The organism is Corynebacterium sp. HMSC034E11 (assembly GCF_001835905.1).
Lineage (GTDB): Bacteria > Actinomycetota > Actinomycetes > Mycobacteriales > Mycobacteriaceae > Corynebacterium > Corynebacterium coyleae.
Genome location: NZ_KV826417.1, coordinates 25,296 through 38,706 on the forward strand (window position 1 = coordinate 25,296; position 13,411 = coordinate 38,706).

A 13,411-nucleotide genomic window follows, 5' to 3' on the forward strand; every position below is an offset into this window, starting at 1 on the left:
ACGCACCTCGCCCGCGTTTTCCCAGGTGATAACGCAACCCATGTTCAATATGGTGCGGATCGTCTAGTGGCAGCTAGACGATCCGCACCACAACATAAAAAAGGGGCGCGACCTGTGCGGTCGCGCCCCTTTTTATGCGGCGATCAATTAGAGGTTGATCATGTGGCCTTCGACGCCGTGGGCAACTTCCTTGAGCACCTCAGACAGGGTCGGGTGGATGTGAATGGAGCGAGCGATCTCACCAGCGGTCAGATCGAAGCGCTGTGCAAGCACAACCTCCGGCAGAAGCTCGGAAACGTTCGCGCCAACGAGGTGGGCGCCGAGGATCTCACCGAACTCAGCGTCGGCAACGAGCTTGCCAAAGCCAGCGGTCTCAGCCAGGCCGACTGCCTTGCCGTTTGCGGTGAACGGGAAGGTCGCGACCTTGATGTCGCGGTCCGGCCACTTCTCCTTGGCCTGCTCCTCGGTGTAACCCATGGAGGCAACCTGCGGGTTACAGAAGGTGGCGCGCGGGGTCATCATGTAGTCCTCGATCTCGAGGGTCTCTGCACCCGCGATGGTCTCGGCGGCGATGATGCCCTGTGCCTCTGCGACGTGGGCGAGCTGGAGCTTCGCGGTGACGTCGCCGATGGCGTAGATGTGATCGACGTTGGTGCGCATGCGCTCGTCGATAGCAATGGCGCCACGGTCGGTGAGCTCGACGCCGGTGTTCTCCAGGCCGTAGCCCTCGGTGCGCGGTGCGAAGCCGACGGAGATCATGACGCGATCGGCCTTGAGGGTCTCGGTCTTGTCGGAGCCGTTCTTCTTCACGTCGACCTCGACGGAGTCGCCGTTGTCGCGGACCTCGGTGGTGGCGTGGCCGGTGAGCAGCTTCACGCCGAGCTTCTTGTACGCCTTGGCGATTTCCTTGGAGACGTCCTTGTCTTCGTTCGGCAGGACGCGGTCCTGGTACTCGATGACGGTGACGTCAACGCCGTAGTTGGACAGCACGTAGGCGAACTCCATGCCGATCGCGCCTGCGCCGACGATGACCATCTTCTCCGGAGCCTCAGGGTTGAGGATCTGCTCTTCGTAGGAGACGACGTTCTCGGACAGTTCGATGCCCGGCAGGGTGCGCACGACGGCGCCGGTGGCGATGATGCAGTCGTCGAAGGTGACGGTCATGCCCTTGTCGTCGCCTTCGGTGATTTCGATGGTGTTTGCATCCTTGAAGGAGCCCAGGCCGTTGATTTCCTGGATCTTGTTCTTCTTCATCAGGTAGTGCACGCCGCCGACGATCTTCTGGGAGACCTGGCGGGAGCGCTTGTGGGCGTCGGTGTAGTCAAACTCCACGTCACCCTTGATGCCGAAAGTTTTTGCTTCGTGGTTGAAGATCGAAGCGACTTCAGCGTTCTTGATCAGCGCCTTGGATGGGATGCAGCCTACGTTGAGGCAGACTCCGCCCCAGTACTGCTTCTCAATGACAGCAACTTTCTTACCCAGCTGAGCTGCACGGATGGCGGCGACGTAGCCACCGGGGCCCGCGCCGAGGACAACAACGTCAAAATGTTCTTTACTCACGATGCATATGGTACGTCCCCGTCTGGCAAAATGTGGCGGAGGATCTCCCCAAGTCTTTAGGAAAGCGAGCACAGTTCCGTGAAACTCACGCGTCCGGCCATCGCCGCAGCCGCTGTCGCCCTTGTTACAGCAGGTGCCGTTCCCGTTATCCATTACGCATCTTCGCTTGACGACGACACCCCCGCCGTCCTCAGCGCTGCCCAGTCGACAGTGAATACAACACTGCCCGAGACCACGACCTCGGAGACGACCGAGCCGACTGAGAAGTCGACCACGTCGGAAACGTCGACAACGTCGACCTCGAACGAGCCCACCCCAACCACGTCCGAGCTGGTGCCGGAGGGCTCCAGCAAGGACACGACCAACGAGGACCTCACCTCGAAGGACGGGAAGGACGACTCAGCCGCTGACGCGGATGCGGACGCCACGGTGCTTTCGGAGGATGCGGCGAAGCTGAACCCGATGGGTGAGGATATGCAGCAGCACCCGGCAATCAAGGAACTCGGCGAGGTGCCGAAGACGATGAGCGGCGCGGACCAGCGCTGGGTCAAGCGTCTGGCCGACAACCAGCACGTGTGGAAGAACGAAGCGCTGCGCGTGCACTCGGAGTCGATGGAACGCGACATCCCGGTCGCGGTGTTCTACGCCACCAACGACAAGGGCGAAACGGTCGAGAACGCCCCGACGGTTTACCTACTTAACGGCGCTGGTGGCTCCGAGCAGGACACCGACTGGGTTTCCCAGGCACTCGAAGAAGTCCACGAGGTCTACGGTCGCTCGGGCGCGAACGTGGTCATCCCGATGGAGGGCGCGTTCTCGTACTACGTCGACTGGGCTGCAGAGCCGCCGACGGAGAAAAACGTGTTTTACAAGGGCAAGCAGATGTGGTCGACGTTCCTGGCCAAGGAACTGCCGCAGGCCATCGAGCCGTACATCAAGGCTGACCCGAACCGCCGTGGCGTGATCGGCATGTCTATGTCCGCCACCTCGTCGCTGCTGCTCGCTGAGCACAACCCGAACATGTTTAAGGCCGTCGGCTCGTTCTCCGGCTGCCCGGCAACGTCGCGTCCGCTGCCGAGCTTCTTCATCAACCTCACGGTGGACCGTGCTGCACCGGGTGTCATGACGCCTGAGTACATCTTCGGCCCGATGGGTTCGGACTACAACCGCCGCTACGACGCCCTGGTCAACGCACCAGCTCTGGCGGGCACTGACACGAAGGTGTACATCTCCACCGGCACCGGCCTCGCAGCGGAGACCGACATGCCGGGCACGTTGCGGAAGCGCCTCGAAGATGCGGGCCTGGACTCCTCCGACGCGTTTGTGAAGGGTTCCGCGAACGCCGCGACCCTGCTGGTCGAAGGCGGCGCGATCGAGGCCGCGATGAACGCCTGCACCCACGACTTCCTGGTCAAGGCGCGTGCCAACGGTGCGGAGGTCGCTCACGCTGAGCTGCGCCCGGTGGGCACCCATTCCTGGCCGGTGTGGCGCGACGACCTGAAGCGCTCCTACGAGACCGTGTTCAAGTCGGCACTCGGCCTGTAACCGCGCCTGTAAAAGCAGGCAACAAAAAAGAGGCACCCTGCCACAGGGTGCCTCTTTTTCTAGCTTTTAGAACATGCCCAGGCCGTAGGCGATCGTGGAGGACGTCGAGGAGCCGAAGTGGATGAGCTGGCCGAGGACCTCGTTGATCTGCAGCTGGACGGATTCGATCGGGTTCATGTCGCTTTCCTTTCAAAACGTGGAACATCTGTAACAATAGCCACAGGTTTAACGTATGTACCGTACAATGACGCTTCGAATGTCGTCAGGCAACACACTTTCGTTACAGAAACGGGGACCCGCCTCATGAAGACCTTGAAGAAAGCTGCGCTCGCAGCACTCACCGCCGTCGCCGTCGCATGCGGTACGACTCCCGCGGTGGCGCAGCCGGTTGGCGTGGTCAAGGCGTGGGACGCCACGGCAAACCCGCCGACCGTCATCCACACCGGCAAGTCGCAGTCCTGGGTGAAGCAGGTCGACCACAAAACGGTCCTGTCCTACAACGTGTTCTCCCCGTCGATGAACCGTGACATCCCGGTTGCCGTCATCCCCGCCACCAACCCGGCCGGCCAGCGCGTCCAGGGCGCGCCGACGCTCTACCTGCTCAACGGCGCAGGCGGTGCGGAGCAGGACCAGGACTGGATCCACCTGCACACCACCAAGGATTACTTCGCCGGCAAGGGTGTCAACGTGGTCATCCCGCAGGCTGGCGCATTTTCGTACTACACCGACTGGGTCGCCCCGAACGTGCGCTCCCGCTACCTCAACGGCCCACAGAAGTGGGAGACGTTCCTGACCAAGGAACTGCCCGGCCCGATCGAACGCCTCCTCGGCGCGAACAGCAACCGCGCGATCGCCGGCTTCTCCATGTCGGGCACTTCAGCGCTGGTCCTGCCGCAGCACAACCCGGGCATGTACAAGGCGGCGGCATCGTTCTCTGGCTGCGCGGCGACGTCCTCGCCAGCCGGCTACAACTTCGCCCGCATCACCGTGAACCGCGCGTCGGGCACCCAGGACTTCAAAACCGTCACCCCGGAGATGATGTGGGGACCGATGGGCGGACCCTACAACCGCTGGAACGACGCCCTGCTCAACGCCGAGAAACTGCGCGGCCTGAAGCTCTACGTCTCCGCGGGCACCGGCCTGGCGGGGCGCAGCGACCAGGTCAGCTACCTCATCGGCCTCGGCGCACCGGACCCGATCGCACACATCGGCGCAGCAACGCTGCAGGTAGAAGGCGGCGTGATCGAGGCTGCGATCAACACCTGCACCCACGACCTCAAGGCAAAGCTCGACGGGTTGAACATCCCGGCGCACTTCGAGCTGCGCAACGTGGGCACCCACTCCTGGCCGTACTGGCGCGACGACCTGGACAAGGCCTGGCGCACCACTATCGCACCGGCACTCGGGGTGTAAGCCCGCGCTGGACTAGACTTCGCAGGCGATGAAACGCCGCAGCGACAACTACACGGGCGTGGAACCCAACCGTGGGTTCCACGTCACGCATTACGACCTGGATTTCGACTACATCGTCGGACCCAACCGGCTCAACGCCACCGCAACGTTGACGCTGACCACCACCGAAGCCCTGCACCACCTGACGTTGGATGTGGCGGAGGGGCTTGCGGTTCGGCGCGTGGAGTCGTCGATAAGCAGTGGCATCAAGCGCTTCCGCCAGTCGGGTGGAAAATTGCGCATCTCGCTTCACGACGACCTCCCGGCCCACACCGAATTCACCCTCACCATCCGCTACGGCGGCAACCCCCGCCCGCGACGCACCGCGTGGGGTGAACTCGGCTGGGAGGAACTGGACAACGGCGCGCTGACCGCCAACCAGCCCAACGGCGCGCCCACCTGGTTCCCCTGCAACGACACCCCCGACGAGAAGGCGACCTACACGTTTAACGTGCGCACCGACCGCGACTACGTCGCAGTAACCAACACCACCGCGCACCCGATGCCGACGTACCTGGCCACGGTGCAGGTCGGCCAGTTCCAGCGCGTGGAGCTCGGCCGCAACGTCGTCGCGTGGCTGCCCGGCGCGCAACCCGGCGACCTGAACAAGCAGCAGGCGATGCTGGACTACTTTGAAACCGTCTTCGGGCCATACCCGTTTGAGAACTACCAGGTAGTCGTGCACGAGGAGGCGCTGGAAATCCCGCTCGAGGCGCACGGTTTGTCCATCTTCGGCATCAACCACCTGCGCCGCAACGAGCGGCTGATCGCGCACGAGTTGGCGCACCAATGGTTCGGCAATTCGCTCGGCATCGGCCATTGGCGCGATATCTGGCTCAACGAGGGTTTCGCCTGCTACGCCGAGTGGCTGTGGGCGGATCACGCAGGACAGATGCCTATCGACGACTCCGTGCGCACCCACTACGACAAACTCACCCCCATGCGGTTTACCCTGGCGGATCCGGGCCCGCGCGACATGTTCGACGACCGCGTGTACAAACGCGGCGCGATCACGCTGCATGCTTTACGACGAAGCGTCGGCGACACCGTCTTCTCCAACACCGTGCGCGATTATGTGGCTGCGAACGCGGACGGGATCGTGGATACGCAAACGCTCATTGACGCGTTTGCCCGCAACGGTGCCGACGCCGCGCAGGTCACAGGGATTCTGGACGCCTGGGTCCAGCGCGCCGAACTGCCGGAGTGCCCGTGAAACACCTCTCGCTGGCGACAGTGTTCGCCGCCATCAGCGGGCTGGTCGTCGTCTGGGTCGCCGGCTGGGCGCTGGACGTAGAAACCGGCTACCGGTACTTCCTGGCCTACTGGGGGTTGTTCTTCGCCTGCGCCGGAATCGTGGACGGCATCACCCACGAAACCACCCGCGCCGTCGCCGCCGCCCGCGAGGACGGCACCCGCGGCAACGCCAACCCGTGGCGCATGGGTGCGGTCATCGGCGGGGTGGCGCTCGCGCTCGTGGCAGTGTTCGGCCTGTTCGGCATGGGCACGATCGTCCCCTCCGACCCGACGCTGGCCACCGCACTGCTGGCGTTCGGCCTGCTGTCCTATGCGTTCCAATCGGTGCTCTCCGGCGTGCTGTCCGGCGCGGGGCTGTGGGAGCGCTACGCCGCACTCGTGGCGTTGGACTCCGGCGCGCGCCTGGTCCTCGCCGTGCTCACGCTGCTGCTTGGCGGTGGGCTTCGCGAGTTCCTCATCATCACCGTCATCGGCGCCCTGAGCTGGGTGGTCATCCTCGCCGTCGACCCGGTACGCGTCACGCTGGACGTGGACCGCGCCACATTCGTACGCCGCGTCCTCTCCGCCATGACCGCCTCGGGCGCCTCCGCAGCGCTGATCACCGGCTTCCCCACCGCCGTCAGCGCCGCGTTTCCCGACGACCCGCAGACCTCCCTGACCGTCGCCGCGATCTCGAATGCCGTCATGCTCACCCGCGCACCCGTGCTCGTGCCGCTGCAGCGCTTCCAATCCGCGCTGGTGGTGCGGTTCGTGGAACACCGCGACCGTATTTACAAGGCACTCGCCGCCCCCATCGGCGCGGTGCTCGCCCTCGGCGTGGTTGGCTTCGCCGCCGCGTGGCTCATCGGCCCGTGGATCCTGCGAATCGCGTTCAAACCGGAACTGTTCGTCGCCGGCCTCACACTCGGGCTGCTCACGTTCGCCTCGGCGTTTATGGGCATGCTCATGATCACCGGCGTGGCAGTACTCGCGCTGGAACGGCATGCGTTTTACGTGGCAGGCTGGGTCGCGGCAACCCTGAGCGCCTTCGCGGTCCTCTTCATCGCGCCGTGGGGCGTGGCCACCTCCGTTACCGTCGCCCTGTTCGTCGGGCCGGTTGTCGGTGCGCTCGTGCACCTCACGGGCCTTGTAAGGTAACGCGATATGGAATCTTTGCTGGTCACCGGCGGCGCCGGTTTCATCGGGTCGAACTTCGCACGCATGGCGTCGCAGCGCTACCGCGTCATCGTGGTAGACAAACTCACCTACGCCGGCAACCGCGCCAACGTCCCCGAGGGCGTCGAGTTCGTCGAGGGCGATATTTGCGAGCAATCGCTTATCGACGACCTGGTCAACCGCACCGACGCCGTCATCCACTTCGCGGCCGAATCCCACAACGACAACTCCCTGCGGGACCCAAGTGCGTTCGTGCAATCCAACGTGGTGGGCACCTTCACCCTGCTCGAAGCCGTGCGCAAGTTTGATAAGCGCCTCCACCACATCTCCACCGACGAAGTCTTCGGCGACCTTAAACTCGGCGGCAACGACGCGTTCACCGAAACCACCCCCTACAACCCGTCGTCGCCCTACTCCGCCACCAAAGCCGGCTCCGACCACCTCGTACGCGCATGGGTACGCTCCTTCGGCATCAAAGCGACGATCTCGAACTGCTCCAACAACTACGGCCCCTACCAGCACGTAGAAAAGTTCATCCCCCGCCAGATCACCAACATCCTGTGCGGCCAACCCGCGAAGCTCTACGGCACCGGCGCCCAGGTGCGCGACTGGATCCATGTCGACGACCACAACGACGCCGTCCTCACCATCCTCGAGCACGGCCGGCTCGGCGAAACCTATAATATCGGCGCAAACCAGCCACACACCACAAACAAGCAGGTCATCGAAACAATCTGCGAAATCATGGGCGGCACCTACGAACACGTCGCCGACCGGCCCGGCCACGACCAGCGTTACACCATGGATGCCACCAAACTCCGCACCGAACTCGGCTGGACACCCAAGCACGACTTCGACACCGGCCTGCGCGACACCATCGACTGGTACCGAGAGAATCGTCGGTGGTGGGAGGACGGTAAGGGTGTCGTCGAGAAGCAATATGCGCAAAGGGGACAGTAATGATCGCAGGACTTGAAATCCACGACCTCACACTGCACAAAGACAACCGCGGCTGGTTCAAAGAAAACTGGGCCGGCCAAGCACTCGTACCGCGACAACAAAACGTGAGCTACAACGCCCGACGCGGCGCCACCCGCGGCATGCACGCCGAACCCTGGGACAAATGGGTCTCCGTCGCCACCGGGCGCGTCTTCGGCGCATGGGTAGACATGCGCGCCGGCTCCGACACCTACGGCGAGACCTACACCTGCGAAATCGGACCCGACACCGCCGTGTTCGTCCCCCGCGGTGTAGCCAACGGCTTCCAGGCGCTCGAAGACGACACCACATACATCTACCTGGTCAACCAGCGCTACACCCCCGGCGGCGCCTACTGCTCCTACCGCGAGATCGACTGGCCGCTCGAACCCACCGAACTCTCCGCCGCCGACCAAGCACACCCCATGCTTGCCGACGCCACCCCACTGCCACCCCGTCGCATCCTGGTCACCGGCGCCAACGGACAACTCGGCCGCGCACTGCGTGCAATCTGGACGGACGAGGAGGCGGTGTTTGTCGGCCGCGACAAGTTCGACATCACCGAGCCACCCGCGATGGACTGGTCCGAGTACTGGGCCGTAGTCAACTGCGCCGCATACAACGACGTCAACGGCGCCGAAACCGACCGCGCCGCCGCCTGGGCCACCAACGCCACCGCCCCCGCCGCACTCGCCAGGCTTGCCGACGAGCACGACCTCACCTTCGTCCACGTCTCCTCCGACTACATCTTCGACGGCACGGTCGAAGTCCACGACGAAACCGAGGTGCCCTCGCCGCTGTCCGCCTACGGAGCCTCCAAAGCCGCCGGCGACACCGCCGCGCAAACCGCCCGCAAGCACTACGTCATCCGCACCTCCTGGGTCTTCGGCGACGGCGCCAACTTCATGGAAACCATGGCCCAACTCGCCGAAAAGGGCGCCACGCCGAAGGTGGTATCCGACCAGCGCGGGCGCCCCACCTCCGCCGAAGACCTGGCCAAAGGCATCGCGCACCTGCTTCGCACCGGTGCCGAATACGGCGTGTACAACATCACCTCCGACGGCAACACCGTCGGCCGCGACGAAATCGCCATGGCCGTCTACATCGCCATGGGCGGCAACCCCGCCGACGTCCACCCCGTCACCACCGAGGAGTACGGCCTCGACGCCGCCGTGCGCCCCCGCGAATCCACTCTGTCGCTGGACAAGATCAAGGCCACCGGGTTCGCGCCGACGAACTGGCGGGCGGCACTCGCGCTCTACGTCGCCATGCGATAGCCCAGCTGAGGGGGTGAATCCCGCTTATACTTACGGAAGTCCCCACCCCGTTCCCAGGAGATTTCCATGAAAACCTCGCGCCTCCTCACCGCTGTAGTTGCCACCACCGTTGCCTTTTCCGCTGTCACGCCTGCGCAGGCAGCGCAGATCGGCCCCCTCGGCCAAAACAAATGCAAGGTGACCTTCACCGCGGCGGAGAAGTCCTTCCTGACATCGATGGAACAGGGCGTGGAAAGCCGACTCGACTCGACGTTTGCACGCGACATCAACCTGTCGCTCGAAGCCGCATACCCGTCCGCTCGTCCCGTTGGCAATGACTTCGTCGACGCCAACAAGCAACCACTCACCGGCCACAAGACTGTCGATGCCTTCGACGCAGCATTCGACGCCCTGAACAAGGACTCGTACCTGAACCGGCTCCGCCTGGCAGGCATGAATGACTCGACCGCGGAGTTTTATCTGCAGCTGCGCGCGCGAGCTGCCTATGGGCAGAACCTCGCCGGCGGCACCGAATCCGAGGAAACAGACTGGGATAATTACTACGTCGAAGCGAGGAAGAAAGAGGGCGATATCGAAGGCAACTTCGCTGGCGCCCTGATAGCTCTCTTCTTTGGTCTCACCGATGTCCTTGGCAACGAGGCGCAGATGGAGAAGTTCTACTCCACCTTCGAGAAAACCTCCGCTGGCAAGTACTTCGAGGGCCTGAACGCCTTCCTCAACGCCAACGCGGACGCTGAGGAAGCTTGCCTCGGTGAAGGCAACACCACGGTTGCGTTCCCGACGAAGCCCGCGAGCCAGCCGAGCAAGGAAGACGGCTCCTCCACCGCTGGCATCGTGGTCGGCGTGATCGCCGCTGTCCTCGCAGTCGTCGGTATCGCGGCGGCTTTCGCACCACAGTTGGGTCTCCAGATCCCGGGCCTGCGCTAACTGAGGTCGCAGGCAACTTACCAATCAACTTCCCAACTACTTACCAACATGGGAAGTTGATTGGTAAGTTGGTGGCATGTTGCCGGTCGATCTTGCTCAGCTGCTAGACAAACTCCGCATAATCGGTACTGAACAGCAGCACGTAGAAGTTAAATCCGGCGCCGGCAAAAACATGTTGGAAACACTCAGTGCTTTTTCTAACAAAGACGGCGGAATCATCATTTTTGGAATCGACGAAGAATCGGGTTTCACCCCGGTTCCCAACTTCGATTCCCGGAAAACTCAAGACTCTCTAAATTCATTTTGTGAGAAGCTCACTCCGCCAGTCCGTCCAACGGTCGAAGTCATGCCATTCGAAGGTTCCAGTGTCGTCGTTGCACATTTCAAAGAAATGGCTCCGTTTGATAAACCGTGTTATATCACCGCACGTGGGCCCTACGGTGGCAGCTATATCCGTTTAGGCGAAAGCGAACATCGCCTTACCGCGTATGAAGTGGATCGATTGCGCGAGGAAAGCCACCAACCACGCTGGGATCGCACTCCCGTCGAAGAAGCACGCTTAACCGACTTAGATGAAAATATTCTTCGGTCCTACCTTCAGCAACAACGCAATTCACGTCCGAAGACCTTTAAGGACGGGGAAGACATCGCGCTCCGACGGCTTCAAGTGCTCCAAGGCGACTCCCCTACCTTCGCAGCACTGTTAGCAATGGGCGACTTTCCTCAAGAATTCTATCCACGACTGACAGTCACTTTCGCCCTCTATCCAGGTGCCGAAAAAGGCGAGGTAGGAGAAGGAATTCGACTGCTGGATAGTGCGCGACTTAGAGGCCCTATCCCCGAGCTGGTAGACGAAGGTGTCCGCCTAGTTGAGAAAAATATGCGAACTGCTGGTCTTATAGAAGGAGTTTTCCGCCGAGATTTACCGGACTATCCTCAAATCGCAGTTCGCGAGGCACTCGTCAACGCACTTATGCATCGCGATTATTCCCCGACTGCACTCGGCACACCAGTACAGATCGACATGTTCGTGGACAGGCTAGTCATATCTAATCCTGGCGGACTTTACGGCGGTGTTACTAAGGAGAATTTGGGAACCCCTGGTGCGTCTTCTACGAGAAACCAACAGCTAGCAACTTTTTTGGAAGACCTTCATTTCGATGACGGGGGTCTCGTCGCTGAAAATAGAGGTACGGGTATCGCGACGATGACGCGAGCGACCGCTGATGCGCTTATGCCGCCTCCTGTTTTCAGTAATTCTCTCACGCATTTCTCTGTGACTTTTCATAAGAGGAAAGTCGCTGCTGAAGAAACTCATGAAACGGCTTACCAACAGGTTCTCCGACTTTTCGATGAACAACATTCCTGGTCAAGCACTGAACTAAGAAATGCAACGGGGAGAAGTCGCAGCGCAATCCAGTTGGCTTTGAATCAGCTGATGGAAGAAGGGCGAGTTGAACGCACTGAGCCTTCTCGAAGCCCGAAACAGCGGTACCGGCTTACGAAGTAGAGCTTCCCAATCAACTTCCCAACTACTTACCAACATGGGAAGTTAGTGGGAAGTTGGCTGCCCACTAGACTTCGGGGCTATGAAAGGCATCATTCTGGCGGGCGGATCGGGTACGCGGCTGTACCCGATTACACAGGGCATCTCGAAGCAGTTGATGCCGATTTACGACAAGCCGATGATCTACTACCCGCTCTCCACGCTGATCAGCGCGGGTATTCGGGAGATTCTGATCATTACGACGCCGGAGGATCGCGCGAATTTCGAGCGTTTGCTTGGCGACGGCTCCCACCTCGGCATCATGCTCCACTACGCCGAACAGCCGAAGCCGGAAGGCCTCGCCCAAGCGTTTCTGATCGGCGAGGATTTTATTGGCGACGACGCCGTCGCCCTGGTGCTTGGCGACAACATCTTCGACGGCGCCGGCATCCTGGAAGCGCTCGGCCAGGTACGTGAGATTGAGGGCGGGGCGATCTTCGCCTACGAGGTGTCGGACCCGCAGCGCTACGGCGTGGTGGATTTCGACGCGGACGGCACCGCCCTGTCCATCGAGGAGAAACCGACCCAACCGAAGTCGAACTTCGCGGTCGTGGGGTTGTACTTCTACGACAACGACGTGGTGGAGATCGCCAAGAACATCACCCCCTCGGCGCGCGGCGAGTTGGAAATCACCTCGGTTAACGAGGCCTACCTCAAGCGCGGCGACCTGAAGGTGCACCGCCTGCACCGCGGGGATGTGTGGCTGGATACCGGCACGATCGATTCGATGAGCGAGGCCAGCTCCTACGTCGAAGTGCTGCAAAAACGCACCGGCACCGTCATCGGTTCGCCGGAGGTCGCCGCCTACCGTGAAGGCTTCATCGACGCCGCCCAGCTGCGCGCGCTCGGTGAGGCCGTGCTCAAATCCGGCTACGGCCGCTACCTTATCGACGCCGCCGAGGAGGCCTAATGCCCACCCTTTCCGCCCTCATGAGCGTCTACCACGCCACCGACGCCGCCGAACTCGAACTCACGCTGAACTCCCTCGACGCCCAGACGCGCCCCGCCGACGAGGTTGTGGTGGTCTTTGACGGGGAGGTGTCGGGGGCGGTGCGTGGGGTCGTCGAAAAGCATGGCGCTCGCGTGGTCGAACTACCCGAAAACGTCGGCCTAGGCCGGGCGCTCAACGCAGGCTTAGCGACGATCAACGCCACCTACACCGCACGCATCGACTCCGACGACGCCGCCAAACCGGAGCGCTTCGCCAAACAGCTCGCGTACCTGGAGGCGCACCCGGACGTGGCCGCACTCGGCAGCGCTATGGAAGAGTTCGAACACACCCCCGGCGACCGCGGCACCATCCGCGCACTGCCGCGGGATCCGAACGCGTACGTGAAAATCAACTCCCCGCTCAACCACCCCGCGGTCACCTTCCGCACCGACGCCGTCAACGCCGTCGGCGGCTACCAGCACGTGCCGTTCATGGAGGACTACGACCTGTGGGCCCGGCTCATCGCCGCCGGCCACACCCTGGCCAACCTCGACGAGCCACTGACCTACTTCCGCGTCACCGACGACCAGCTGCGACGCCGCGCCAGCGCCGACACCCGACGCGCCGAGCGCATTATGCAGGCCAACCTCGTCGAATACGGGCTGATCTCGCGGCCGCGCGCGCTGGTGAACCTCGCCGTGCGCAACCTGTACCGCGCCCTGCCCATCGGGCTAACTAAGCGCGTCTACTCCGTGCTCTTCCACCGCGGCGAGTAACCTCTTTAAG

The 13,411-nt window shown here is 62.4% G+C and carries 11 protein-coding genes; 10 read left to right on the forward strand and 1 reads right to left on the reverse strand.

Annotated elements, in window-relative coordinates:
- Positions 1–147: 147 nt before the first annotated feature.
- Positions 148–1,560 (reverse strand): dihydrolipoyl dehydrogenase, encoded by a 1,413-nt coding sequence (lpdA, locus tag HMPREF2690_RS09860; protein ID WP_070820782.1) that lies wholly within the window; start codon positions 1,558–1,560, stop codon positions 148–150.
- Between the two features lie 78 nt (positions 1,561–1,638).
- On the opposite strand from lpdA, the gene HMPREF2690_RS09865 reads away from it, so the two are divergent.
- From HMPREF2690_RS09865 to HMPREF2690_RS09910, 10 genes are all read left to right on the forward strand, one after another.
- On the forward strand, positions 1,639–3,105 hold the full coding sequence (locus HMPREF2690_RS09865) for an alpha/beta hydrolase (protein WP_141761240.1): 1,467 nt from the start codon (positions 1,639–1,641) through the stop codon (positions 3,103–3,105).
- A 303-nt stretch (positions 3,106–3,408) separates the two neighbouring features.
- Entirely contained in the window at positions 3,409–4,518 is a 1,110-nt protein-coding gene (locus HMPREF2690_RS09870) for an alpha/beta hydrolase (protein WP_070820783.1), read from the forward strand.
- A gap of 28 nt (positions 4,519–4,546) precedes the next feature.
- Entirely contained in the window at positions 4,547–5,770 is a 1,224-nt protein-coding gene (locus HMPREF2690_RS09875) for a M1 family metallopeptidase (protein ID WP_070820784.1), read from the forward strand.
- Positions 5,767–6,948 (forward strand): hypothetical protein, encoded by a 1,182-nt coding sequence (locus HMPREF2690_RS09880; protein WP_070820785.1) that lies wholly within the window; start codon positions 5,767–5,769, stop codon positions 6,946–6,948. The genes HMPREF2690_RS09875 and HMPREF2690_RS09880 overlap by 4 nt, the downstream gene beginning before the upstream one ends.
- A gap of 6 nt (positions 6,949–6,954) precedes the next feature.
- Positions 6,955–7,926: a dTDP-glucose 4,6-dehydratase gene (rfbB, locus tag HMPREF2690_RS09885; RefSeq protein WP_070820786.1), complete on the forward strand. Its 972-nt coding sequence runs from the start codon at positions 6,955–6,957 to the stop codon at positions 7,924–7,926.
- Positions 7,926–9,221, forward strand: a complete 1,296-nt coding sequence (locus HMPREF2690_RS09890; protein ID WP_070820787.1) for a sugar nucleotide-binding protein — start codon at positions 7,926–7,928, stop codon at positions 9,219–9,221. Before rfbB ends, HMPREF2690_RS09890 begins: the two co-directional genes overlap by 1 nt.
- A gap of 66 nt (positions 9,222–9,287) precedes the next feature.
- Complete coding sequence (locus tag HMPREF2690_RS09895; protein WP_070820788.1) at positions 9,288–10,148, forward strand: hypothetical protein; 861 nt, start codon at positions 9,288–9,290, stop codon at positions 10,146–10,148.
- Between the two features lie 76 nt (positions 10,149–10,224).
- Entirely contained in the window at positions 10,225–11,658 is a 1,434-nt protein-coding gene (locus HMPREF2690_RS11770; protein ID WP_070829323.1) for an ATP-binding protein, read from the forward strand.
- Between the two features lie 79 nt (positions 11,659–11,737).
- The gene (gene rfbA / locus HMPREF2690_RS09905) at positions 11,738–12,604 is read left to right on the forward strand and encodes a glucose-1-phosphate thymidylyltransferase RfbA (protein WP_070820789.1); all 867 of its coding nucleotides are present in this window, start codon (positions 11,738–11,740) and stop codon (positions 12,602–12,604) included.
- Positions 12,604–13,401, forward strand: coding sequence for a glycosyltransferase (locus tag HMPREF2690_RS09910; protein ID WP_070820790.1), 798 nt, complete (start codon positions 12,604–12,606; stop codon positions 13,399–13,401). The genes rfbA and HMPREF2690_RS09910 overlap by 1 nt, the downstream gene beginning before the upstream one ends.
- Positions 13,402–13,411: the final 10 nt, after the last annotated feature.

Excerpts from the sequence above, each read along its gene's own strand:
- HMPREF2690_RS09870 (WP_070820783.1), top strand. The coding sequence starts at position 3,409 with ATGAAGACCTTGAAGAAAGCTGCGCTCGCAGCACTCACCGCCGTCGCC.
- HMPREF2690_RS09875 (WP_070820784.1), top strand. The coding sequence starts at position 4,547 with ATGAAACGCCGCAGCGACAACTACACGGGCGTGGAACCCAACCGTGGG.
- rfbB (WP_070820786.1), top strand. The coding sequence starts at position 6,955 with ATGGAATCTTTGCTGGTCACCGGCGGCGCCGGTTTCATCGGGTCGAAC.
- HMPREF2690_RS09890 (WP_070820787.1), top strand. The coding sequence starts at position 7,926 with ATGATCGCAGGACTTGAAATCCACGACCTCACACTGCACAAAGACAAC.
- HMPREF2690_RS09895 (WP_070820788.1), top strand. The coding sequence starts at position 9,288 with ATGAAAACCTCGCGCCTCCTCACCGCTGTAGTTGCCACCACCGTTGCC.
- HMPREF2690_RS11770 (WP_070829323.1), top strand. The coding sequence starts at position 10,225 with ATGTTGCCGGTCGATCTTGCTCAGCTGCTAGACAAACTCCGCATAATC.
- rfbA (WP_070820789.1), top strand. The coding sequence starts at position 11,738 with ATGAAAGGCATCATTCTGGCGGGCGGATCGGGTACGCGGCTGTACCCG.
- HMPREF2690_RS09910 (WP_070820790.1), top strand. The coding sequence starts at position 12,604 with ATGCCCACCCTTTCCGCCCTCATGAGCGTCTACCACGCCACCGACGCC.